The sequence below is a fragment of the Rhizobium sp. NRK18 genome (genome assembly GCF_024385575.1).
Taxonomy (GTDB): domain Bacteria; phylum Pseudomonadota; class Alphaproteobacteria; order Rhizobiales; family Rhizobiaceae; genus JANFMV01.
On sequence record NZ_JANFMV010000001.1, the window covers coordinates 1,037,551 to 1,060,715 of the forward strand.

Annotated in this window: 22 protein-coding genes; 19 read left to right on the top strand and 3 right to left on the bottom strand. The window is 60.0% G+C overall.

Annotation, left to right across the window (positions count from 1 at the left end):
* Positions 1-7: 7 nt before the first annotated feature.
* Entirely contained in the window at positions 8-1,717 is a 1,710-nt protein-coding gene (kdpA, locus tag NN662_RS04765) for a potassium-transporting ATPase subunit KdpA (RefSeq protein WP_261929159.1), read from the bottom strand.
* A gap of 13 nt (positions 1,718-1,730) precedes the next feature.
* A complete protein-coding gene (kdpF, locus tag NN662_RS04770) occupies positions 1,731-1,850 on the bottom strand; it encodes a K(+)-transporting ATPase subunit F (protein ID WP_261929160.1) in 120 nt (39 codons plus the stop codon).
* A 56-nt stretch (positions 1,851-1,906) separates the two neighbouring features.
* Here kdpF and NN662_RS04775 point away from each other — a divergent pair, with 56 nt between their 5' ends.
* The gene (locus tag NN662_RS04775) at positions 1,907-2,170 is read left to right on the top strand and encodes a hypothetical protein (protein ID WP_261929161.1); all 264 of its coding nucleotides are present in this window, start codon (positions 1,907-1,909) and stop codon (positions 2,168-2,170) included.
* A 434-nt stretch (positions 2,171-2,604) separates the two neighbouring features.
* Here NN662_RS04775 and NN662_RS04780 read toward each other — a convergent pair whose 3' ends face one another.
* The gene (locus NN662_RS04780; RefSeq protein WP_261929162.1) at positions 2,605-3,231 is read right to left on the bottom strand and encodes a recombinase family protein; all 627 of its coding nucleotides are present in this window, start codon (positions 3,229-3,231) and stop codon (positions 2,605-2,607) included.
* 433 nt (positions 3,232-3,664) lie between these two features.
* Here NN662_RS04780 and NN662_RS04785 point away from each other — a divergent pair, with 433 nt between their 5' ends.
* The 18 genes from NN662_RS04785 (at position 3,665) to NN662_RS04870 (ending at position 23,165) form a co-directional block, all read left to right on the top strand.
* Positions 3,665-4,855 carry an EAL domain-containing protein gene (locus NN662_RS04785; RefSeq protein WP_261929163.1) on the top strand — a complete coding sequence of 397 codons (1,191 nt, stop codon included), beginning with the start codon at positions 3,665-3,667 and terminating at the stop codon, positions 4,853-4,855.
* Positions 4,856-5,022: 167 nt separating this feature from the next.
* Positions 5,023-5,313 carry a hypothetical protein gene (locus tag NN662_RS04790; RefSeq protein ID WP_261929164.1) on the top strand — a complete coding sequence of 97 codons (291 nt, stop codon included), beginning with the start codon at positions 5,023-5,025 and terminating at the stop codon, positions 5,311-5,313.
* Between the two features lie 148 nt (positions 5,314-5,461).
* A complete protein-coding gene (locus NN662_RS04795) occupies positions 5,462-6,745 on the top strand; it encodes a sugar transferase (protein ID WP_261929165.1) in 1,284 nt (427 codons plus the stop codon).
* Positions 6,746-6,845: 100 nt separating this feature from the next.
* The gene (rfbB, locus tag NN662_RS04800; RefSeq protein ID WP_261929166.1) at positions 6,846-7,889 is read left to right on the top strand and encodes a dTDP-glucose 4,6-dehydratase; all 1,044 of its coding nucleotides are present in this window, start codon (positions 6,846-6,848) and stop codon (positions 7,887-7,889) included.
* A gap of 105 nt (positions 7,890-7,994) precedes the next feature.
* Positions 7,995-8,867, top strand: coding sequence for a glucose-1-phosphate thymidylyltransferase RfbA (gene rfbA, locus NN662_RS04805; RefSeq protein WP_261929167.1), 873 nt, complete (start codon positions 7,995-7,997; stop codon positions 8,865-8,867).
* A 64-nt stretch (positions 8,868-8,931) separates the two neighbouring features.
* Complete coding sequence (locus NN662_RS04810; RefSeq protein ID WP_261929168.1) at positions 8,932-10,539, top strand: hypothetical protein; 1,608 nt, start codon at positions 8,932-8,934, stop codon at positions 10,537-10,539.
* Complete coding sequence (locus NN662_RS04815) at positions 10,536-11,405, top strand: acyltransferase (RefSeq protein ID WP_261929169.1); 870 nt, start codon at positions 10,536-10,538, stop codon at positions 11,403-11,405. The genes NN662_RS04810 and NN662_RS04815 overlap by 4 nt, the downstream gene beginning before the upstream one ends.
* Positions 11,396-12,406, top strand: coding sequence for a glycosyltransferase (locus NN662_RS04820; RefSeq protein ID WP_261929170.1), 1,011 nt, complete (start codon positions 11,396-11,398; stop codon positions 12,404-12,406). Before NN662_RS04815 ends, NN662_RS04820 begins: the two co-directional genes overlap by 10 nt.
* Positions 12,403-13,575: a phosphotransferase gene (locus tag NN662_RS04825; protein ID WP_261929171.1), complete on the top strand. Its 1,173-nt coding sequence runs from the start codon at positions 12,403-12,405 to the stop codon at positions 13,573-13,575. The genes NN662_RS04820 and NN662_RS04825 overlap by 4 nt, the downstream gene beginning before the upstream one ends.
* 21 nt (positions 13,576-13,596) lie before the next feature.
* A complete protein-coding gene (locus NN662_RS04830) occupies positions 13,597-14,496 on the top strand; it encodes a glycosyltransferase family 2 protein (RefSeq protein WP_261929172.1) in 900 nt (299 codons plus the stop codon).
* On the top strand, positions 14,493-15,770 hold the full coding sequence (locus NN662_RS04835) for a hypothetical protein (protein ID WP_261929173.1): 1,278 nt from the start codon (positions 14,493-14,495) through the stop codon (positions 15,768-15,770). Before NN662_RS04830 ends, NN662_RS04835 begins: the two co-directional genes overlap by 4 nt.
* Positions 15,767-16,993 carry a glycosyltransferase family 4 protein gene (locus NN662_RS04840; RefSeq protein WP_261929174.1) on the top strand — a complete coding sequence of 409 codons (1,227 nt, stop codon included), beginning with the start codon at positions 15,767-15,769 and terminating at the stop codon, positions 16,991-16,993. Before NN662_RS04835 ends, NN662_RS04840 begins: the two co-directional genes overlap by 4 nt.
* Positions 16,990-17,991, top strand: a complete 1,002-nt coding sequence (locus tag NN662_RS04845; protein WP_261929175.1) for a glycosyltransferase family 2 protein — start codon at positions 16,990-16,992, stop codon at positions 17,989-17,991. The genes NN662_RS04840 and NN662_RS04845 overlap by 4 nt, the downstream gene beginning before the upstream one ends.
* Positions 17,992-17,996: 5 nt before the next feature.
* The gene (locus NN662_RS04850) at positions 17,997-19,388 is read left to right on the top strand and encodes a hypothetical protein (protein ID WP_261929176.1); all 1,392 of its coding nucleotides are present in this window, start codon (positions 17,997-17,999) and stop codon (positions 19,386-19,388) included.
* Entirely contained in the window at positions 19,385-20,497 is a 1,113-nt protein-coding gene (locus NN662_RS04855; protein ID WP_261929177.1) for a glycosyltransferase family 4 protein, read from the top strand. Before NN662_RS04850 ends, NN662_RS04855 begins: the two co-directional genes overlap by 4 nt.
* Positions 20,494-21,588, top strand: coding sequence for a DUF1972 domain-containing protein (locus NN662_RS04860; RefSeq protein ID WP_261929178.1), 1,095 nt, complete (start codon positions 20,494-20,496; stop codon positions 21,586-21,588). Before NN662_RS04855 ends, NN662_RS04860 begins: the two co-directional genes overlap by 4 nt.
* 103 nt (positions 21,589-21,691) lie before the next feature.
* The gene (locus NN662_RS04865) at positions 21,692-22,243 is read left to right on the top strand and encodes a hypothetical protein (protein ID WP_261929179.1); all 552 of its coding nucleotides are present in this window, start codon (positions 21,692-21,694) and stop codon (positions 22,241-22,243) included.
* A gap of 109 nt (positions 22,244-22,352) precedes the next feature.
* Positions 22,353-23,165 carry a tyrosine-protein phosphatase gene (locus NN662_RS04870; RefSeq protein WP_261929180.1) on the top strand — a complete coding sequence of 271 codons (813 nt, stop codon included), beginning with the start codon at positions 22,353-22,355 and terminating at the stop codon, positions 23,163-23,165.

Consider the following 23,165-nt stretch of genomic DNA (forward strand, 5'->3'; position numbering starts at 1 on the left):
AGTGACCTTAGAAGGTTTGTCCGGCAAGCATCGCGAAATGCTCGACGACAGGTCCGAGCGCGAGGGCAGGGAAGAACTGCAGGCCGCCGAGGATAAGGATGATGCCAATGAGAAGGCCCGCGAACAGGGGCGTGTCGGTCGGGAATGTGCCCTTGGAGGCCGGAATCTTCTGTTTGGCGGCGATTGAACCCGCCATGGCCATAACCGGTACGATGTAGCCGAAACGGCCGAGCAGCATCGCGATGCCAAGCGTCGTGTTGTACCAGACGGTGTTGCCGTTGAGCCCGGCCATGGCCGAGCCGTTGTTGCCGGCCGCTGACGTATAGGCATAGAGGATTTCTGAAAGTCCGTGCGGTCCGGCGGTGCCGATGGACGATACCGCGAAGGGCAGCATGGCAGCGACGGCGGAGAATCCAAGGATGACGAGAGGCAGGATGAGCACCGCGAGCATGGCGAATTTCATCTCGCGCCTTTCGATTTTCTTGCCGAGGAATTCCGGCGTGCGACCAACCATGAGGCCCGCGACGAAGACCGAGAGAACCGCGAATACGATCAGGCCATACAGTCCGGAACCGACGCCGCCGGGCAGGATCTCGCCAAGCTGGATGAGAAACATCGGGACAAGACCGCCGAGCCCGGTGAACGAGCCGATCATGCCATTGACGCCGCCATTGGACTGCCCGGTCGTGACGGCGGCATAGAGCGCTGTCATGGCCTGGCCAAAGCGGATCTCCTTACCTTCCATGTTCCCCTGCGCCGGATCGACGCCGAGCGCAGTCAGGATCGGGTTGCCGTTGGCCTCGGCCCAGTAGATGACCGCGATGCCCGCGCACAGAAGGATCGCGATGGAGGCGATGAGCACCCAACCCTGCCGGCGGTTTCCGGTCATTTGGCCGAACGCGTAGACGAGCGCCGAGGACAGGGACATCATGGCGAAGATGTTCAGGTAATTGGAAAGCGCATTAGGATTTTCGAACGGGTGCGCGGCATTGGCATTGAAAAAGCCGCCGCCATTCGTTCCGAGCTGCTTGATCGCCTCCTGGCTGGCGACAGGCCCCAGCGCGATCACCTGCTTTGCGCCCTCAAGCGTTGTGGCGGTTGCCGTTCCGGCAAGCGTTTGCGGCAGGCCCAGGAGTACGAACGCGATCGCGATGACAATTGCAATCGGCAGAAGCACGTAAAGGGTCGCCCGTGTGAGATCGACCCAGAAATTGCCGATCGTCTGCGCCTGCGATCGGCTGAACGCCCGTGTCACGGCGATCGCGAGCGCGATGCCCGTCGCCGCCGACAGAAAGTTCTGTACCGCGAGGCCCGCCATCTGCGTCAGGTTGCTCATGGTCGCTTCGCCGGCATAGTTTTGCCAGTTTGTATTGGTCACGAAGCTGACGGCGGTATTGAAGGCAAGATCGCTCGGCACTCCGGCAAAGCCCTGCGGGTTGACCGGCAGATAGGCCTGAAGGCGCTGAAGCGCATAGAGGACGAGAAATCCCGCCAGTGAGAAAGCCAGCATGGCGAGCGTGTAGCCGAGCCATCCATGCTCGCGCTCGGCCTTGATGCCGGAAAGCTTGTAAAACATGTTTTCGAGCGGCAGGAGCGCTGGCGAAAGCCAGGTCCGCCGTCCGTCAAACACCGCGGCCATGTAGACACCAAGCGGCTTGATGGCAAGGAAAACAAGAAGCAGCCCGAAGCCGATTTGCAGCCATCCGATAAAGGTCATGATCATCCTCCGATCAGAACTTTTCCGGCCGCAGCAGCGTGACGACCAGATAGATGAAAAGGGCAGCCGCTATCACGATGCCGAGAAGAGCTTCCATCGCGCCGGCCTCACATGCGCTGAAGGGCGCGGGCATAAACCGCGAGCGCCACAAACACGCCCGTACCGAGCGCAAGGAATATGATGTCAGACATGGAACGACTCCTGTTGATGTCAGGAGCCAATCCTATCGACAGACCGGATCAGGTTTCGATTGGGAAGGTCGCGCAGCGGAATAAGGAAAAGATAAAGATGGGGCCTCGGCTTGCAAAGCGATTGGCGCAGGTGCTGATCGTCCGAATTGGCCGCTCTGCGGACGCCGGCGAAGAGCAAGGCAATCGTCCAGTTCAAATTGACCCACTGCCGGACGACCCGTCTTTTTTACGGAACGGGCCAAATTTTCCAGCCTCGGTGTAATCAGTCCCCCGGCACTAGTTCCTGCAGCTGCTAAATCATTCGCCGCCTCTGTCTTTCGGGGCGGTTCTTGTCGTTTAAATCGCACGAAACGGAAGGATGTGGACTGCCGGGCATGAGGCACGCAGAATGTTCAAGCTCGTCCACGTCAGGCGGAACCGGCGCGGTTCGCGCATAGACTTGGACGCTCCGCCTTGTGAGGTTGATCGCCTGGAAGCACGGGCGGATTTTGCCTGGCCACTGCAAACGCCATCAACCTGCCGTGCAGGCATTTCCCGCCGACGTCGCACGGAGGCGCATCTATCGCGTGAGTTCGGAAGTTCCGCGCGCCTGCCTTAATTCTATTGATCGCCATGACGCGCGAAACATCACTTTTCCAGGAATAACTGCGGCCCACCCGATATTTCCGGCAAGGGCGGCATAGGGGGGCAATCTCCTTACGAGCGTCGAGCCTCCAAGAGCCGGTCATTTGCAGGGTTCTGGCCACAGAGCTTCGGCTGGTTTCTCCCTAAGCGCGCCTGTATCATGCGCCGCAGAGAACGGGGGGCAAGGCCCAGGCGCTTGGCGACCTCGTTCAGTACTGCCCCTTGATGCGTGACCTGATCGGCCGCCTCCCGTAGCTCGTCATCCGACAGGATAGGCTTGCGGCCGAGGTGCTGGCCTACCCGGCGTGCGGCAGCCATGCCTGCGCGTGTGCGTTCGCTGATGAGGGACCGCTCGAATTCGGCGAGCGCTGCCATCATGTGGAAGACGAGACGGCCCCCGGGCGAACTGGTGTCGATGTTCTCTGACAGGGACTGAAAGTGCACCTTCCGTTTCCCGAGCTCATCTATCAGCTGAACAAGGCGGATCAGGGAACGGCCGAGACGATCGAGCTTCCAGACCACAAGCGTATCGTTTGTCTCAAGCTGATCGAGAGCCTGTTCCAGACCGGGACGCTCGAAGTTGCCTCCAGAGACTCCATGATCCGAAAAAATGTTGTCACAACCATTCCTTTTAAGAGCCTCTATCTGGAGGTCGAGTCTCTGATCTTCCGTAGAAACGCGCGCATATCCTATTTTCATTTTCTTGTTTCCGGCGTCTTTGACCTTCGCTGACCATCATTGAGCTGGTGCCGGAAGAACGAGGTCCTGATTGCATTTGCAGTCGACCAGCTACGTGTCATGTTATTGACATTAAGGGGTCCCTTTTGTCTGAACTCGGCAATTCCCGAGATGGTTAAAAAAAAGTCAAATTTTACAGTGTATAGATTGCTGGCCGGAGCCTTCCGAGTCGTTGTACCGGAAGGGACCCCTTTATGCAGGGCGACGGCGACGACGGATTGGGGCGGAACAGCCGGAGCAGCAACGCTCTCCTACGCCTCGCGTTTTCTCATTCTGGTGAAATTGCTGCGCATTCTGCGCGCCACAGGGGGCTTGTAGACGGGGCCGCAGGTCCGGTCTTGCTGTCGAAAATGCTGGGCTGCGGCCTCACAAGCGCTGCGCGAGGGCTCAGCCAGTGAGCGTTTCATCCGTCGTCAACGTCTCGATCGAGAATCTCTTCTGCATCGCTGCCGCCTATTCGGAGGGTACTGCCGGACGCGTTCTGCACGAGGTCTGGCGCCGTTTTGAAGTGGCCCTCGCCGAGAGCTCCTGGCGGTGTGAGCAAAGTGCCTGGGGGGTTCAGCTCCACCACGAGGTTGCGTCCGATGCCGGGGATCACTTTTCTGATATCGAGGCCATCGTTCACGAGGTCGCCATCTCTCCCGTCGTGATTGGCTCCGTGCGTGTCATGGTTGCGCTTGGCTTCTACCAAGATCGCCGGCCGGTGGATTTGTTGCCATTGCCGTCCTCGAGTTTGGATGCCGCCCAGTATCGGTTCGATATGGGCACGGCCGTCCTTGCCTATTCGCTTCTAAGAGACGGCGAGATCGCCTTTGCGGAACAGCCAATAGTCAGCGCCGCTGATGGCGTCCGGGTTCTTTACAATGAATGCCTGTTACGACTGTCGGGCTACGACGGGGCCGTCCTGGCGCCGAGCGTATATCTTCCTTCTATCGAGCGGTTGGGGTTGACGCGTACGCTGGATCGCCGTGTCGTGCGTGCAACCATTTTACGGTTGCGCGCACGACCTGACGATGTCCTCGGCTGCAACATATCCGGCCTTTCAGTCTGCAACGATCTCTGGTGGCACTCCATTGTCCAGGAGCTTCGCGAATGCCCAGACATCGCCAAGCGGCTTGTGCTGGAGGTCACGGAAACGGCATCCCCGCCGGATATCGAAGATGCCCTGTCATGCCTGACCGCATTGCGGCAGACAGGATGCCGCATCGCGCTTGATGACTTCGGGGCGGGTGTCAGCTCCATCGCGTTCGCGCGGCAGCTCCGTCCGCACATCATCAAGATCGACGGTCTCTACGTGCGCGAGACTGTGTCACTCGAAACGGCTGAGGAATTGCTGTCGAGCCTCGTGAGTATGTCGTTGTGCCTGGCCGACGACGTTGTCGTCGAAGGTGTGGAGGACATTGCCGCCGTTGCCGCCGCCAAGGCTTCGGGAGCGCAATGGCTTCAGGGCTATTTTACCGGGTGTCCGCAGATACCGGAGGAGCCGAGGCTTCGAAAAGCGTCCCCCCTTTTGTCCGACAAGATTGTCGCTTTCGCGCCGCGGTCCCGCGCTGAAGGTCGTTGCGACGGCGAGGTCCTGTTATGACGCATACGGGATCCAAACAATGGGCCGTGGTTCAGGGCGGAGCCATCGTTCGATCGGCGGCATCGCTTTCGAAACTGGCGTCCTTACCGCCCGGTCCGGGTGAGTCGACGCTGTCACGGTACATTCGTTGCATCGAGCCTTTGTTCGGCAGTTTCGATCACCCTCTCATGCAGCTTCACGATTGCATCAAGGCCGTCGAAACGACCGTGCGAGGCGTGTGTCCGTCATTGAGCGACGACGATGCTAAGGCCATCGTTTCCGTCTACGAGGCGGGCCTTCTGGCAGGCTACGACGACCTTCCCATTCCGGACGCAGAAGAGATGGCCTCGACGGTTTCCGGCGCCGTGCTGACGAGCGTCGCCGCCACGGCATGGGAACATGGCAGGGCAATCGGAGAAAGCTGGCGGGCCTACGGCATGCTGGTCTCTGCGCTCATCGAGGGCGATCAGACATGTTGAACGCTCTCGCTAACCGGGCCGCAGGATCCCGTAACGGGTTCCGGCATCCATCAATCCCAACCACCGGAAAGTTGCCCGCGCGGCGGGAGCTCCACCAAGGTCGCAGCACCCTTGGCAGCGACGCGTCATGGAATTCAGAGGGGACAGTATGTACAGGCATGCAATAGGCTATTGGGACAACCCGGCCCGTCGGCTGTTGAGGATCCGTTACCAGCTTCTCGGCGGGCTGGCCTTTGCAATCGGCATTCCGCTGTCCCTTCGGATGGCTTTTGTTCCGGAGATCCTGTCGAATAGCAACCATCAGGTCACCGTGTTCGCGGCGATGATCGCCCATTTTATGGGCTATGTGCTTTACCGCCGTCTGGGCACGTTTCCCGGTGTTGCGGCGGCAGGCGCCATTCTGCCCACCTTCGCCCTGACCTATGGGCTGGTGTTCCTGATCATATTCTTCTTCCGTCTCGACTACAGCCGGTTCCAGGCCGGAGGATCGTTCCTGTTGTCCTCGCTCTGGTATTTCGGCCTGGCCGTGGTCGTCAGCAGACTGGAACCAGTGCGTCTGGCCGTGGTGCCGGGGGGCGATGTCACGCAAGTGACCTCCATCAGCGGGGTTGCCTGGCGCATGCTGGTTTCGCCCGGTGTGCACAACGAACGCATTCAAGGTGTCGTCGCAGATTTGCGGGCCGATCTTTCCGGTGCATGGGAACGCTTTCTTGCCGATTGCGCGCTGTCTGGAACGCCGGTCTATCACGTCAAGCAAATCATGGAATCGCTGACGGGCCGCGTTGCGATCGAGCACCTGTCAGAAAACACGCTCGGCTCGCTCAATCCCAACCAGGCCTACCTGACGATCAAGCACGGGCTTGATTGGCTCGCCGCGGCCGTCTGCCTCACGCTTCTGTCTCCCGCCTTCCTGCTCGTGGGTCTCCTGATCCGTCTGGAGTCCAACGGTCCGGCCGTCTTCCGGCAGCAGCGCGTCGGATATCACGGCGAGGTCTTCACCATCTACAAGTTCCGCACCATGCGCCTTGAGTCGCCGGGGGCGGCAAATGCGCGCGAGCGCGCCATGACCGCAGACGGGGATCCGCGCATTACCCGGCTCGGGCGCTATCTGAGACGCACTCGCATCGATGAGCTCCCGCAGATCCTCAATATTCTCAGAGGTGAGATGAGTTGGATCGGTCCACGCCCGGAGGCGTTGCCACTGTCTGTCTGGTACGAAGAAAAACTCCCTTTCTATCGCTATCGTCACGTTGTGAGGCCGGGAATAACGGGGTGGGCTCAGGTAAATCAAGGTCACGTTGCACAGGTGGAAGATGTCAACACGAAGCTGCAGTTCGATTTTTACTACATAAAGAACTTTTCACCTTGGTTGGACATCGTGATTTTGTTGAAGACCGTAAAGACTATATTCGGGGGATTTGGGGCGAAATGAGCAAGATACACTTTGATGGCACATGTGTACGGGGCTCCAGCCGCGTCTGCCTGATCCTTGCCGAGAAATGTGACGCATTCATCGTGCCGAGGTGTGTCCAATGAAACTGCTGATCACCGGGGGGGCAGGTTTCATCGGTTCGGCGGTTGTCCGACTTGCGATTTCGCGCGGGCATTCGGTCGTCAATGTCGATGCGCTGACCTATGCGGCCTGCCTCGCCAATATCGCATCTGTTTCCAATAGCCCGCTTTATGCCTTCGAACATGCGGATATACGCGATCGCGGGGCACTCGATCAGGTCCTTGCCAGGCACGATCCTGATGCCGTCATGCATCTCGCGGCGGAATCTCACGTCGATCGTTCGATTGATGGTCCGGATGCTTTTGTTCGCACCAATATCAACGGGACCTTCAATATGCTGGAGGCGTCGCGTGCGCATTGGGTCCGAAAGGGCAAGCCGCCCGCATTCCGCTTCCATCACGTCAGCACCGATGAGGTTTTCGGGTCGTTGCCGGTCGATCCGGAGATACGGTTTACGGAAGAGACACCCTATGATCCGCGCAGTCCCTATTCCGCATCCAAGGCTGCATCCGATCATCTGGTTCGAGCATGGCACGAGACCTACGGACTGCCCGTGCTGATCACGAATTGCTCCAACAATTACGGCCCTTTCCATTTCCCGGAGAAGCTGGTGCCTCGCATCATTCTGAAAGCCCTCGCCGGCGAACCCCTGCCGGTTTACGGCGACGGTTCGAATGTGCGCGACTGGCTGTACGTGGAGGATCACGCGGCTGCTCTTCTGACGGTCATCGAAAAGGGGAGAGCAGGCCGAAGCTACAACATCGGCGGCTCCAACGAGCGGACCAACCTCGAGGTCGTCCGGACACTCTGCACCATTCTCGACGAAAGGCGCCCGAAGGCGAGCGGCAGCTATCTCGATCAGATCGCGTTCGTCACGGATCGCCCGGGGCATGACGCGCGCTACGCGATCAATGCTGATCGGATCCGCGCCGAACTTGGCTGGGTGCCGGCCGTCAGTGTGGAGGAGGGGTTGGATCGTACCGTCCGGTGGTACCTCGACAACGAAGCCTGGTGGCGCCCCCTCGAAGAGCGGGCCGGCGGTCGTCTGGGCCATGCCGCGTAAAGGTCCGGCCTTCAACACAAGCTCTTGTCATGCCGCCCCGACCCGTCTCGATACGGGCGGCGAATATTGGACAGTGGACGCTGCGCGTACCCTGGGAGTGACGTTATGAAACAGCGTAAAGGTATCATTCTTGCCGGTGGATCCGGCACGCGGCTCTATCCGGTGACGGTTGGAATGTCCAAACAGCTCCTGCCGCTCTACGACAAGCCGATGATCTATTATCCCATCAGCGCGCTGATGCTCGCGAATGTTCGGGAAATCGCGATCATCACGACCCCGCAGGATCGGGACCAGTTTCAGCGGGCGCTCGGTGACGGCAGCCAGTGGGGCATCACGTTCACCTGGCTGGAACAAGCCTCACCGGATGGTCTTGCCCAAGCGTATCTGCTGGCGGAGGAGTTTCTCGCGGGGGCGCCCTCGGTGATGGCGCTTGGCGACAACGTCTTCTTCGGACACGGATTGAGCGCGCTCATGGCGGATGCCGACGCGCAGACACGGGGCGCAACCGTCTTCGGCTACAGGGTGTCGGATCCCGAGCGATACGGCGTCGTGGCGTTCGACGCCGAGGGCCGAGCCTCAAGCATCGTCGAGAAGCCGCAAGAACCCTTGTCGGACTATGCCGTAACCGGCCTCTATTTCATGGACGAAACCGCCTCCGAGAAAGCGCGTCAGATAAGGCCGTCGGCGCGTGGCGAGCTCGAAATCACCTCGCTGCTGGAACTCTACATGCTCGAACATTCGCTGACGGTTCAGCGTATGGGGCGGGGCTATGCCTGGTTCGATACCGGAACCCATTCGAGCCTTCTCGATGCCAGCAACTTCGTGCGTACGCTGCAGAGCCGGCAAGGACTTCAGGTCGGATCACCGGACGAGATTGCCTACGAGCGTGGTTGGATAGACGCACAGGCGCTGGACGGCCGCATTCGGCTGTTCCGCAAAAATGATTACGGCATGTATCTCGCGGGGCTCATTCGATGAGCTGCCGGTCGCACAGCGGGACATGCGTTGCCATCGGATGCCGCGGACGCAGGATGTGTAGCGCATGAGTACGGGGCAGCTGAATATGGCCCCCAGCAGTGGCACGGATGCCTCACCGGTGAACGGCCGCAGAGGATCGGTGCCGCCGATAATGGGCAGAGCGCGTTCTTTGGGCGAAAGCACGCTGGTCATGAGCCTGCGGACGATCGTGACGATGTGCATCTCGCTATATTCGGCGCGCATTGTGCTCGCCGAACTCGGCGCGGTCGACTACGGCGTGTACTTCGCAGTCGCGGGCGTTACCCTCCTGGTATCCTTCCTGAACTCTGCGCTTGCCACGAGCACGCAACGCTTCCTCAGTGTCGAGTTGGCAGAACCCGACAATACGCGGCTGCGCTCCGTGTTCAGCGCTTCACTGCAGATACATGCGGTGATCGCCCTGCTGACCCTGGTTGCCGCCGAGACCTTGGGTCTGTGGTTCGTAAAGACGCATATGGTTTTTCCCGCAGGCCGGCTGGATGCCGCCTTGCTGGCCTTCCATTTCGCCGTTCTGTCAACCGTGATCACCATTCTGCAGGTTCCGTACAACGCGACGATGGTGGCCTATCAGCGGTTCTCTGCCTACGCGGCTTTCGACATCGCCTTTGCTGTCCTTCGCCTTATGGTCGCACTTCTTCTGATCGTGAGCGACGGGGACCGTCTCAAGACATTCGCGGGCCTGATGTTCACCGTGACCTTTCTTGCCGCGGCTGCGAAGGTGATTTACTGCACGCGAGCCTATTCTTCCTGCCGGTATCGCCTTTGCTGGGACGGCTCTCTGCTGCGCGGGATGTCAGGCTTTGCCGGCTGGAGCCTCCTGGGGGCCGCGGCGCAGGTCCTGAATATCCAGGGTATCGGCATCATCCTGAACCTCTTTTTCGGTCCCCTTGCGAATGCCGCGCAGAATATCGCCTTGCAGCTCAGCAATGCGACGTCGACATTGGCCGCCAACCTTCAGATTGCTTCCGGTCCGCAGATCATCATGGCTCATGCAGCCGGCGACACGGCGCGTTTCCACGCGCTTGTCGAACGGAGCGCCAGATTTTCCTTCCTGCTCATGCTGGTGCTGATGGCGCCGATGATCGTGGGGATCGATGCCGTGCTCGACATCTGGCTGAAGACCGCGCCCACGGATGCGAGCGGCATCGCACGGCTCTTGCTCGTGACGGCCCTGATCAACAGCGTATCCTTTCCGCTGATGGCCGCAGCCCAGGCAACTGGCACGATACGGACCTACCAGTCACTGGTCGGCGGCCTGATGCTGAGTGCCATTCCGCTTGCCTATCTGACGCTCTCCATGGGAGGCGGCGTGCTGGCCGTTTTCTACTTGCTCTTGATCCTGTCGGTGCTTTCCCTCGGCGTGCGGCTTTTCATTCTACGCGGTCTGGTCGGGTTGAATGTCGGATGCTTCCTGCGCGTCGTTGTGTTGCCGAGCCTGGGGATCGCAGCGCTGGTGCTGGCGTTCGGAGCGCTCCTGCGCGTGTGCCTTCCCGACACGATCTTAGGTGAACTTGCAGCGTTGGTGCTGACCGGTTTCGCCACGCTGCTCGCCGTCTGCTTTCTCGGCATCTCTGCATCCGAGCGGATGGAGGTCTGGCAGGGCATCGTCCGCCGGGTGGGAGCATCGTCATGATGGGCGGAAATGGCATGACTGAACAAGCTGCAGTTCACAAATCCTTTCTCAACAGGATCTTTTCGACCCTTGAGAGTCGCCTTTGGCCCTTCCGGGTGAACTGGCTCAAGACCGTCTATTTCAACTTTCGCAGCATGCCGCTGCCGGTCGCGATCAAGTTGCCCGTCTACATCCATGCACACACCCAGTTCTCCAGCCTTTCCGGTCGTGTGGAAATCCGGGGCGAGGTCCGGCGCGGCATGGTGCGCATCGGGAAGCGTGAGGACCGGGGGCAGGGCATCACGAATATTCGCAACCTTGGACTGATCGTCTTTCACGAGGGCGTGACGATCATGCAAGGCTGCGACATCTATGTCGGCCCAAGGGGCCGGCTTGAGATCGGCAGACGGGCCCGAATCCGCGAAAACGTCTTCATCTATGCCAGTGCACTGGTAAAGATCGGCGAAATGACCGGGATCGCCTTTCAGACGACGATCTCGGATGATGACTTCCACTACATTCTCGACACGAAGACGGGGCAGGCCGCCGACTGCAAGGCGGCCGTTGTCATCGGCGCGCGCAACTGGATTGGAAGCCGCACCGTCATCAAGAAGGGGACGATCACGCCCGACGACGTCATCGTGGCGTCGTCCTACAGCTTGCTGTCAAAGGACTATACGGCGAGCGTGCCGCCTTTCTCCGTATTGGGTGGCGTTCCCGCCCGCCTGCTGAAGGAGAATATCCGGCGTGTCTTCGACCGGCACTCCGAAGCCGCTTTGCACCGTCACTACGCCACCGGTGACAGACCATTCGCTCTGGATCTCGAAAAGCAGGATGCCGATGCCTTTTGTCTGGGTACCAGCCAAGGAGAAGCGTCATGCCGCTGAACCGGGAAGTGCGCGGAGAAAGCGGACGCGTCTCGATAGCGATGGCAACCTATAACGGTGCCGCGCATCTGCGTGCCCAAGTCGAAAGCTTGTTTGGCCAATCGAGGATGCCGGATGAGCTCGTCGTCCACGACGACGCATCGACTGATGGAACCCAGCAACTGCTGCTTGATATTGCGGAAAAAGCGCCGTTCCCGGTCCGGATATCGCAAGCCGATCGCAATCACGGGGTCAATGCTGCTTTCGAGACAGCACTCCGCCATTGCCGGGGCGATATCGTGTTCTTTTGCGATCAGGATGACATCTGGCATCCGGACAAGGTCAAGGCCTGCCTTGATGCGCTCGATCAGCATCCCGAAGCCGCCTTTGTCTTCTCCGATGCCTCGCAGTTCACTGGTGGATGCAGTGATCTCAGCCAGTCGCTCTGGCAGCTTTCGGCCTTTTCGCCGGCGCGGCAGATCGCGTTTCGGCGCTCTCCGCTCGAGACGATGCTGAAGGGGGGCAATTTCGTCTACGGCATGGCCTCAGCCTTCCGTCGCAACGCCATACTGCCCTTTGCCAGGATCGATTGCGATCCGATAGCGATGACTCATGACACATGGTTTTCCCTGCACACAGTGGCCATGGGCGCCACAGGCATCGCGCTGCCGCCGCGTCTGGTTCGCTATCGGCGGCATGCCGCGCAGACGAGTGTCGTTCTCGGCGGTGCCGCGGCATTCGGGGACGCGGGCCGACAAAAGGCTCAGTTGAGAGCTGCGCGGCTGATCGCGGCACTTCTGACTGTTCGCAGCAATGTCGAGCGCGAGGGCAGGTCACAGGGCATCGGCGTGACGAGTTCGCTCGCGCATCTGGACCGCAAGATTGCCTTCCTGCAGGCCCGGGAAAACCTCCGTCGGGACCGGCGCATTGCCTCGGCGCTGAAGGCGATCGCCAATCCGGACTACTGGCACCTGGCCAAGGGGCCGGCCAGTGTCCTGCGCGATTACAGGGGGATCTGGTGAACGTTCCGCAACACCTCCCATCCCGCCACACCCAAGGACCGTTCGAGGAGTTCCTCGGCGATGTTGCGTTTCTCGGGGTGCGGCCCGTCGTCAGCAGCGGGATCGCCTATGGCATGATGCGCGCGCGATCGAATGCGCGGTGGTGGCTGTTGCCTTCAGACAATGCACCTGCCGCCCGTGCCGGGCTGGCGATGTACCAGCCGGTTTCGTTGACGGCCCGGGCTGCGCGGGGGTGGATAACGACTGCTGTCCGGCTGGGGTTCACGGCTGGTTGGGCTTCCGGCAGAATACGTTTCGGTCGGTTGCCACGGCTGCCGGGCGAGGTTCTGCCACGGATGGCGAGCTGTGCCTATTTTACGGGTACCGACGGTCCGCATCGCAAGACAGCGATCCAGATGATGGACGAGCGTGGCACGATCCTCGGCTACGCGAAGCTCGGACGGCGCGCTTCGGTGCGGCCTTATCTCGCGCATGAGGCAGGCATGCTCGGGACGATTGCCGGTCTCGGGCTGAACTCCGTACAAGTCCCGCATCTTCTGGCCTTCAGCGATCAGGGCGGGGACGGGCTATCCATTCTGGTCACCGACAGCCGCAAGACCGGGGGTGTGATCAGCCCGTCGGATCCAGGTAGCCGGCACGAGCGCTTCCTTCTCGAATTGTTTTCGAAAACCGGTCGAACCGATGCGGGAAACGCCTATCGCCGGCTTCTCGATCTTTCCGGCAATCACGGGTTGCCGAGCGATTGGTCTAGGCGGTTCGCACTCGGGCTGGACTACCTGGCGTCACGCGTTTCCAGCATGCCGGTCGCGCTCGCCCATGGTGATTTCACGCCGTGGAACTGCTTCATCCTGGGCGATCGCCTTTACGTTTTCGACTGGGAATACGCGGACGCGGATCTGCCTGTCGGATACGACCTCGTCCACTACATGCTCGCCACTGCGTCGGGCGGTGATCCTGCTGCGACGGTAGACCGGCTCCTCGCCCGGGTTCGGGGCGTCTTTGCGCAACTCAATGAAGCAGGCGCAGTAGCGGCGGTGCTGATGTCGCTTCTTTGCCATGCGGGCTTCTACCTGCGCCGGTTGTCGGCACACGGCAGGCAGCAGGACGCCTGGGAAGAGGGCGCGTGGCGCGGACAGGTCGTCGATGCCCTTCTAGGTCGGGGGGCATAGGCGATGCGAAGACTTGGCGCCGTGATCCTGACCTACAATAGCGACAATGATCTTCCCGAAGCGCTGAAGGGGCTGCTCGCGCAGCGCGATGTGCTGCTGGATATCGTCGTCGTCGACAACGCGTCCAGTGCGGAACGCTTGCAACGAATGCGGAATGCTTTTCTTGCGGCCTTGCCGGCCGCGGGGTTCCTGGATGCCGGCCAGCCAATTCCCTCTGATTATCGAGCCGGCGACGGTCTGTTCGTCTCGAACAGCTCGAACGATGGTTATTCGGCAGGCAACAATATCGGTGCACGGATCGCCACAGATCTCGGATGCGCGGCTGTTCTGATCGTCAATCCGGATGTGCGGATTTCCCGATCGGATTACCTGAGCCGTCTCGCGGATGCATTGCTTCGAGACGACGGCAATGCTGTCGCGGGTTCCGCCATCATCAACCTCTCCGGACAGAACGAAAATCCGATGTTCGAGCCAGGATTCGTTCAGGAACTTCTCGCTCCGCTGAGGATGCTTGTGGCGGCCGTCTCTCCTCGCCGGTCTCCGTCAAAGCCTGGTCGTCATGACGGGGGTGTCTTCAAGCTGAGCGGTTGCTGCTTTCTGGTACGCAGCACGTTCCTGGAAGGCATCGGTTACTTCGACAGGAACGTCTTTCTCTATTGCGAGGAGGCCATTCTCGCCGCCCAGGTCCGGACGGCAGGCATGAGATCCGTCTATGTGCCGATGCTGGAGGCGCTTCATGCGCACCGTTCGACTGCCAAGGGGGATCCTGTGCGCAGGCAGAGGCTCTGGAGCCGCAGCCGTCAGTACTACAACGCCCGCTACCTGGGATACGGACCGGCGCGATTGGCGGCACTTGCACTTTCCCACGAGGTCGTCGTCGCCCTGACCTGGGCAAGACGCTGGATCGGGGGGCATCGATGACCCGCGCCCATAGCCCTTCACTGAACCCGTTCGGTTTTGAATATCAGATCATGCGCGAGAGGCAGCGCCTTGCGCGCCAATGGGCCACGGCGTGTACCATTCTGGTTGTTTTCGGTACGGCCTTGTCCCCCTTTGTGCTCGGCGACCAGCGCAACGTGATGGTCATATTGGTTGCCGCTCTGGCCGCACCGATCATTGTGCTGCTTCAATTGCCGATGGGCAAGGACCTCGTCTGGTCCTCCATCGCCATGATCTATCTGCTCGTCGCCGAACTGGTGAATGGGGGAACCCGCAACGTTTCCAGTCTCGGATATACGGGAATGTTCGTGCTTTCCTATGTGGCCTTCTGCGGAACGCTCTATACGGCGGCCGTGACGCGGCAACGGCTTCTGAGACTGCTGCGCCAGATCATTTTTGCCTATGCCATCGTCTCGGTTCTGCAGATGATCTGCTCTCACGTCGGGCTGCCCGTTCCCAATCACATTCTGTCCAAGGGGTCGTGGAGCTACAACTCCCTGGCGGTAGAGCCGTCCCATGCTGCTCGCATTCTGGCATTCACGCTGCTTTCCTATCTCATTCTTCAACGTCGAGGCGGTCCAGTCCCGAGCCTGGCTGTCACGTGGCGCCAGAACCGCCTCGTCATTATGGCCTTTTCAGTCTCCGTGTTGCTGACGGGAAGCTCGCTTGCGATTGCTATCCTTCCGCTGACCATCGTCATGTCGCTTCGGCTGCGCTGGATTGTCACCGGATTCGGGCTTTTGGCGCTCTCGTGGCCGTTTCTGCAGACGGTGGAGCTGGAATCGATCCATCGTCTGGTGGCCTTCATGACGGCCCTGCCGAGCCTGGATATCATGGCAATGGTGCAGGCCGATCACAGCGGCGCGTTGCGTGTCATGCCGCTGATCCTCTTTCTTCAAACAGCACGTATCGGCGATCTCTCGGTCTGGTTCGGCGGCGGCTATGACGCCATCACCTATTACGTCCAGGGGCACCTGATCGGCGTTGCCAAGGACGTGGCCGTGGCGGGCTTTATTCCAGGCTACGTCATGATCTCCGGACTGGTGGGGACAGCCTTGTTCTGCCACGCCTACCTCTTTCGGTTTCTGAACCGGGATACCTTGCCGCTGATCCTTCTGTGGTGCGCCGTCCTGTCCAATTCGGCATGGAACAGCCAGGTCTTCTGGTACAGCCTCGTCCTCTTGCGGGCCGTCCATCATTTCAGCCAGCCACCCGCTTCTTCGTTGCGGACCTTCTCGGGGAGGTTGTTGCCATGAAGGTGTTGATCTCGGCGTATGCCTGCGAAACCGGAAGGGGCGGCGAAGGTGAAATCGGCTGGCGCATGGTGCGACGACTGGCGGCTGATCATGACGTATGGGTAATCACCCGGGCAAATCTGCGTGCTGTCCACGAGGCAGCTTTTCGCCAGGAGCCGAAGCCGGACCGGCTTCACTTCGTCTATTTCGATCTGCCCTGGGTCTTCCGCTTCTACAAGCGCGGCAAGCGCCTGTTCTTTCTCTATTATTACCTTTGGCAAATCGGCTCCGGACTGTTTGCACGCCGCTTGATGCGCAAGCAGCGGTTCGATCTTTGCCACCATCTGACGGGCGGCATGGACTGGATGCCAGCCGGATTGGCGCTCTGCAAGGCGCCCTTGCTCTGGGGCCCGGTCGGGAGTGAGGACACCCATCGCGTCATTCTCGACAAGCTCAGCCTGACCTCCCGCCTGAAGGATCGCGTTCGCGCCTTCGTTCGGGCTCTTATGCGTCACGGCGATCCACTTGTTCGGCTGACAGGCAGGCGCGCACGCCTCGTCCTGAGCCATACGCCGGAGACGATGCCGAACCGGCTTGCCGCAAAGCTGATGCCGTTCACGCAGACCGCGATCGAGAATACCGCGCAATTGGCGCGGCCCAAGACGGAGGTCGCCCGCAAGGGGGCGCTCCGGCTGTTGTACGCGGGCGAACTGAAGGATTGGAAGGGTGCGCTGCTGGCGCTCGACGCCGCTCTGCTGTTCTTCGAACGCGAGCCATCCTCATTGCTGACGATCGTCGGCGACGGTCCGCTGCGGCGACGGATGGAGGCGATCGTAGCGGAGCATCCCCAGGGCAACCGCGTCACCATGCATGGCCAGGTGCCGATGCAGAGGCTGACCGAACTGATGCAGGAGAGCGATCTCTTTCTCTATCCGTCCTTCCATCACGGACTGGCGACAGTTGTGCTGCAGGCCATGTTGACGGGCCTTCCCGTGATTTGCCTGGAAGGCGACGCGACAGGACGCGCGACGGGGCAGGAGGCCGGCATTACCGTTGCTCTGAAGAGGGATCGCGATCCCGTCGCGGATCTCGCGAATGCCATCGATACTCTGGCCGTCGACGAAGGTCGCAGACAGTCTCTTGCCGCAAACGCGCAGCGGATCGCTCGCCAGCGCCATACCTATGACGCGCTCGCCAGCGCCATGGCTTCCCAATACCTCCTTGTCGGGAACACCTGCCCATGACCGATTCAGCCCTCAACCCACGGCTTCCGGCCATCACCGTCATTGTGTGTTGCTTCAATGCGGCACCCACGATCGGCGAGACGTTGCAGTCGCTTCTGGAGCAGACGTGGTTGCCAGCGGCGATCCTGGTGATCGACGACGGCTCCCGCGATGGTTCCGTAGATCTCGTGTCGCGGTTCGCTGCCGAGAACGACCGTATCCGCCTCATCCGCAACGCAGCCAATCGCGGCACGGCCTATTGCCGACAATTGGGACTGACCGAGGCGGCCACCGAGGCAGTGATGTTTCTCGATGCCGACGATTTCGCCGATCCTGCTCTGCTCGAAAAGCAGGGAAGGGTGCTGGTGCAGGATCCGTCAATCTTGGGCGTGGGAAGTCATGCCCATTATTTCAGTGGTTCAGGAGCGAACAGCAACATCGGCCGCCAGCGGGTCGGCCCCCAGGACCAAGCGGCGGCTTTGCTCATGTATCGTCAGAGCAAGCTGATGTTCATGTCTCCCGCCACTCTTTTTCGGCGGCAGGATGCGCTTGCGGTGGGTGGCTATCGGCAGTCCTTGCTGTCGAACGCGAAGGGCATCCGTTATGAAGATTTTGCAGAGGATCTCGACCTGTGGTGCCGGATGGCCGATCTGGGCGCCGAAGGTCGCTATTTCCTGACGATACCGGACGTGCTCTTCCGCTATCGCAAGCCGCCGGGTTCGCTGTCCACGAAAAACCTCAAGCTGATGCAGCTCAAGATGCGCTGGATCAAGGACTGCATGATCCGCCGCCGCAACGGGCGAGCTGAGCGCAGTCTCGCTGAATTCATCGCGTCGCGCACCCTTCGGGAACGGCTCAACGACTGGCGTTCGGACAAGGCAGCCGCTTTCTACAAGGCTGCCGGCTTCTCCTTTGCCTCCCGCCATTATCTCAAGCTGGGCCTCTATCTGCTTCTGACGGCAGCCGTTTCGCCAAAGCTCATTCGCCAGAAACTCAAAACGCAATCGGTGTTTAGATGACACTCATGGTCACTCCGACTAAGAGCTCCGACACGCTGGAACACAGCGTGCTCGCCCGGCTGTTCTCTGACCTTTCCGGTGGTGCGATCGCTTATGCGGTTCTGCGCAATCATGAGCATTTGCCGTTCAGCGTCGGTGCGAGAGATATCGATATCGTCGTCCGACCGGAGCACCTGCGTAAGGCAATCGACATCGTTGTCAAACTGGCGAAGGATTTCGATCTCCGTTTCGCCAATCACTATGCCGACGAACGCATGACTCAGATCACGCTGATGCGGCGTCTCAGCGAGGGCATGTTCGATCTGAAGATCGACTTCTTCACGTCAAGCCAGGCGCTCGCGATCGAGCTCTTGTCGGCCGGCGACATGCTCACGGACCTTCGCTTCCACAACGGCATTCCGGTTGTGTCCGAGATGGTGCTCCTGCTGGACAAGTTTCTCTTTCACCTGGTCGTCGGCAAGCCGGTTCATCCGAAATACGATGCGCGCTTCGGTCGGATCGTCCGCGGTCATCAGCAAGGTCTTGAGGGGTATCTCGTATCGCTCCTCGGTCGCCAGGAAGCTGAGCGGCTGATCAGGGCAATGGCAACGGATGCCGCATCTGCGCTTGAACCCCTGACGCCTTTCAAGCGGCTCGGCCTTTGGCTGGCACTGTCGCGGAGGCAACGGGCGGGCAGGCTGACTCTGATGGCCAGGTTTCTCTGGCAGCGCATTCGCAATCGCGTGCGCCCGCACGGTCTATTGCTTTCGGTCAGCGGCCCCGATGGCTCCGGAAAGACGACGGTGATCGACCTGGCACTCGCCGAACTGCGCCAGCTCTATGGCGAAAACGGGGTCCGATACCATCATTTCCGCCCTACGGTACTGCCGCGCATCGCCGAGATGGCCAAGGCCGGGGGCGCCCTGGACAAGGTCGACGTCGACTATGCGCAGCCCCATCGTGCGGCTCCTTCCGGCTTCGCCGGCTCGCTTGTGCGGCTTGGCTATTACGCCATGGATTACCTCGTCGGCTACATCCGGCTGGTGCACCCGGCATTGAAGGACCGCAGGATCGTTCTTTTCGACCGGTATTATCACGACATGATCTGCGATCCCGGTCGCAGCCGAATTAGGTTGCCTGACTGGTGCCTTCGGGCAGTGGGACGCGTACTGCCATTGCCGCGCTTTTCTTTCTTCATTCGCGTCGCCCCTGAGGTGGCCCGCAGGCGCAAGCAGGAACTCTCTGTCGAGCAGATCAGCGATCTCAATCGCCGCTACGGCGACCTCGTGCGGCGTGGCTGGATGATCCAGGTCGAAAATGAAGGCCCGCCTGAACTGGCGGCGCGCGCCATTGTTGATCGGGTCGTCGACCACTATGGCGCAGCCGCCAGACGGACCTTGAAGGAGGCGTCGTCGTGATTGTGTTCTTCCATCTCCTCAATGACAATTCCGGCAGCCCGCGTGTCCTCCAGAGCGCCATTGAAGCGCTCCGTGGCGAGGACGATCCTGGCCTACTCTACGTCGGCTCCATGGGGCGTGGGCTTCTCGAGGGGACTGCCGTCAAGAAACAGCGCTATTGGTATCGTCGCAGCCGGTTCCGGCTGGGAACGCTGTTCGCGTTGATCGCCAGTCAGATTCATCTCTACATCAAGCTGAGCCGGCAACGTGCCATTCCGCACGACGCTGTCATCTATGTGAACACGCTCCTGCCCTTCGGTGCGGCGCTTTGGGCCAAGCGCAACGGGCGAAATGTCGTTTGCCACGTCCACGAGGTCTCCATCTCTCCGGCGCCGTTGCGGTGGTTCCTGACGAAGGTTGCCGCCCGCACGGCCGACATTCTGATTTACGTCTCCCATGATCATTTGAAGCGTCTGCCGATCGACCGAAAACGCTCCATCGTACTCGCCAATCCGGTTTCACCGTCCTTGCAGCGCCAAGGCATGACGCAGCCCTATCGTCCGCGACGCAGCGGATCTTTCGAAGTGCTGATGCTGGCCTCGCCACGCGACTTCAAAGGCGTGCCGGAGTTCCTGAAGGTGGCGCGTGCTCTCTATGACCAGACAAACATCGTGTTCACGCTGGTGCTAAACGCCGAGGCGGAGGAAATCGGCCTCTATCTCGAACGATACCGAAGGCCTGGCAATGTCCGGGTATACGCCCAGACCGACGATCCGTCACGCTTCTACGCCTCTGCAGACCTGGTGGTGAACCTGTCTCGTGTCGATCAGTGGATCGAAACCTTCGGGCTCACGCTCGTCGAAGCCATGAGCTTCGGCATACCGGTTATCGCTCCTCCCATTGGTGGCCCTTCAGAACTCGTGAGCGACGGCGTCGACGGGCTGCTGATCGATTCACGGGAAGAGGCGGCAGTGGCTGCGGCGATTCGAAGGCTGGCAGATTCGCCGGAGCTTTGCTCGTCGATGTCACTGGCCGCCCGAAGCAAGGCCAACACCTTCAGCCAGGATGCGTTTGCCAACGCGCTGCGAAACCATGTTCGTCAACTCAAAGAGCGGGGTGCTGCCGCATGAAACTCGCTATTCTGGGAACGGTCGGCGTGCCGGGCCGCTATGGTGGCTTCGAGACCTTGGCAGAGAACCTTGTCCGCCAGCATCAGACCTGCGGCTGGCAGGCTCAGTTGACGGTCTATTGCAGTGCACCGGCCTATCCGGAGCGCGCTCCCGCATTTCTCGATGCAAAGTTGCGATATTCGCGCCTCAAGGCCAACGGTCTGCAGAGCATATTTTATGATGCCGTCACTTTGCTCGACTGCGCGAGGCGAGGTAACGATGTGGCCCTGCTTCTGGGTGTGTCGGGAGCGTGGATACTGCCGTTCCTCCGCCTTTTCTCCCGGATGCGGATCGTGACCAATGTCGACGGCATCGAATGGCGGCGTGGGAAATGGAAGCGACCTGCGCGCCTGTTCCTGAGGTTCTCAGAATGGCTGGCGGTTCGCTTTTCCCATCAGGTCATCGCAGACAATGACGGGATCGCCGACTACCTGCGGGAATTCTACGGCATTGATGCGACGGTTATCGCCTATGGCGGTGATCACGCGGTGGCCTGTGCCGATCCGTTGCCGGATGAGGCGCGACTCCCGAAGCTGCCAAAGGACTACGCGTTGGCCCTTTGCCGGATCGAACCGGAAAATAATGTGGCTATGATCCTGGAAGGCTTTGCCGCCGCCGGAAGGCCGTTGGTCTTCGTCGGCAACTGGGAGCAAAGCGAGTATGGCCTGCGCCTGAAGGAGCTTTATCGCGAGACCGTCGGCATCCATCTGCTGGACCCGATCTATGAACAAGCGATTCTCTATCAGCTGCGCGCGGGTGCTTCAGTTTATGTCCATGGTCACTCTGCCGGGGGAACCAATCCGGCATTGGTGGAAATGATGCACTTTGGTGCTCCGGTGATCGCTTTCGACTGCGTCTACAACCGAAACACCACGGAAAATCAGGCAATCTATTTCGATACTGCGGTGACGCTGACCCGGATTATCAGCGACCGTTTGCCCAGGGAGCTTGGGAATAGTCTCCGTGACATAGCTGTGCGTCGCTACAGCTGGAGTCAGATTGGCTGTAAGTATCTTTCTGTATTTTCTGACGAATTTACAAAGCCGCCTTAATAAATTAAACGACAAAAGTATTGTATTTTGATAATTCCTCTTCCGTATAAGAGGGAAAAGTGGTTATTATTGTCAATAATGATTGTAGATTATATTTAAATAGGTGATTGACATTGAGTTTTTTACGATATTATTAGTTGTTATTGTGTTTTTGAAAAACAAGGGGGCAAAATTGAAAAGACTTTTTCTTCGAGTGACATTGAGCCTTGTTCTCGGCACATCCTGGATTCCCCAGGTGCAGGCGCAGGAAGGAATTGTTTGTGGCTGCAGTCTGGCGACGAGCGCGCAGGTACTCGCGGCTAAGGGCATGGTTTACCTGTCCGGTGACGCCGGGTTCTCGCCGGCAAAAGGCGGAGTGCGGTTCAAAGCGCCGGCACGCATTCTTGTTGGGGCACGGTCATCGACTGTCATCGGATTCGGCCAGGGATGCCGGCTTTCGGTAGCGGCTGGTCAGTCGCTTGAATGGAAAGGTACGTCGGGCAACTGGTGCCCTTACGTCGCGACTGGTGTCGACGGAACTGGTGTCAACGGAAACGGTGTCGCCGCGTCTGGCTTAACTGCCATGAAGGTTGTGCCGTTTGCCTACATGGGAGGGCTGGCCCTCGGCGGTATCAGCATTTCCGTTGCGCGTAGCGGAGACAGCGTCAGTCGCTAACCGTTTTGACCGCCGAGGGGTGGGCCTTTTGCGCACGCGTTCGACGGGGCGGAGATTCGTCGCATTCGCCACCGCGGCACCAGAGGGCAGCCGGGATGCCAGTTTTCTCATGATCGATCTTCATTCACACATATTGCCTGCACTGGACGATGGTGCCGACACGCTGGAGACTTCCATCGAAATGGCCCGCATGGCGGTGGAAGACGGCGTCACGCACATGGCCTGCACGCCGCATATCATTCAGGGGCGCTATCCGAACTCGACGACAACAGTTCTGCCGGCGATGAAGGCGCTGCAGGGGCATCTCGATGAGCGCGGCATCCCTCTGACGCTGGTGCAGGGAGCGGATGTGCACGTTATTTACGATTTGCCGCTTCGCCTCCGGCGTGGCGAAATCCCCACGCTGAATGGTAGCCGCTATTTCCTGCTGGAACCGCCGCACCAGGTGTTTGCTCCCTTTCTGGAGGAGTTTGCCCGGCGCCTGCTGCAGGCTGGATACATCCCGGTCATCACGCATCCGGAGAGATTGGGCTGGATCAGAAGGCGCTATGACGTGGTGCGGCGTCTTCACCAGCTCGGGTGCCCGCTGCAACTGACAGCTGGATCCCTTCTTGGTCACTTTGGGCAGGAAGCGGAAGAGTTCACCGGTCGCATCATAGAAGATGGAATGGGCAGCATCTTTGCCAGCGATGCGCATGGCGTGCGCGTGCGCACTCCCAGGCTTTCGACGGCCATGCGGCTGGTGGCGGAGCGCTGGGGTGCCGAAATGGCTGAAAACATGTTCGAGAGGCGTCCGGCGATCATGCTTGCCGACGGCAATCTGCCAAGCATCACCCCGCGTCGTAGCCGGCGATCAAGCCGGGTCGGCTGGCATCAGGACATTTACGCCACTTTGAACGTCTTTTTTCGTGCGGGACACTGA

Bases quoted from the DNA above. Each gene is read 5' to 3' on its own strand.
- kdpA (WP_261929159.1), bottom strand. From the start codon at position 1,717: ATGACCTTTATCGGATGGCTGCAAATCGGCTTCGGGCTGCTTCTTGTT.
- kdpF (WP_261929160.1), bottom strand. From the start codon at position 1,850: ATGCCCGCGCCCTTCAGCGCATGTGAGGCCGGCGCGATGGAAGCTCTT.
- NN662_RS04775 (WP_261929161.1), top strand. From the start codon at position 1,907: ATGGAACGACTCCTGTTGATGTCAGGAGCCAATCCTATCGACAGACCG.
- NN662_RS04780 (WP_261929162.1), bottom strand. From the start codon at position 3,231: ATGAAAATAGGATATGCGCGCGTTTCTACGGAAGATCAGAGACTCGAC.
- NN662_RS04790 (WP_261929164.1), top strand. From the start codon at position 5,023: ATGCAGCTTCACGATTGCATCAAGGCCGTCGAAACGACCGTGCGAGGC.
- NN662_RS04795 (WP_261929165.1), top strand. From the start codon at position 5,462: ATGTACAGGCATGCAATAGGCTATTGGGACAACCCGGCCCGTCGGCTG.
- rfbB (WP_261929166.1), top strand. From the start codon at position 6,846: ATGAAACTGCTGATCACCGGGGGGGCAGGTTTCATCGGTTCGGCGGTT.
- rfbA (WP_261929167.1), top strand. From the start codon at position 7,995: ATGAAACAGCGTAAAGGTATCATTCTTGCCGGTGGATCCGGCACGCGG.
- NN662_RS04810 (WP_261929168.1), top strand. From the start codon at position 8,932: ATGAGTACGGGGCAGCTGAATATGGCCCCCAGCAGTGGCACGGATGCC.
- NN662_RS04815 (WP_261929169.1), top strand. From the start codon at position 10,536: ATGATGGGCGGAAATGGCATGACTGAACAAGCTGCAGTTCACAAATCC.
- NN662_RS04820 (WP_261929170.1), top strand. From the start codon at position 11,396: ATGCCGCTGAACCGGGAAGTGCGCGGAGAAAGCGGACGCGTCTCGATA.
- NN662_RS04835 (WP_261929173.1), top strand. From the start codon at position 14,493: ATGACCCGCGCCCATAGCCCTTCACTGAACCCGTTCGGTTTTGAATAT.
- NN662_RS04840 (WP_261929174.1), top strand. From the start codon at position 15,767: ATGAAGGTGTTGATCTCGGCGTATGCCTGCGAAACCGGAAGGGGCGGC.
- NN662_RS04845 (WP_261929175.1), top strand. From the start codon at position 16,990: ATGACCGATTCAGCCCTCAACCCACGGCTTCCGGCCATCACCGTCATT.
- NN662_RS04850 (WP_261929176.1), top strand. From the start codon at position 17,997: ATGGTCACTCCGACTAAGAGCTCCGACACGCTGGAACACAGCGTGCTC.
- NN662_RS04860 (WP_261929178.1), top strand. From the start codon at position 20,494: ATGAAACTCGCTATTCTGGGAACGGTCGGCGTGCCGGGCCGCTATGGT.
- NN662_RS04870 (WP_261929180.1), top strand. From the start codon at position 22,353: ATGATCGATCTTCATTCACACATATTGCCTGCACTGGACGATGGTGCC.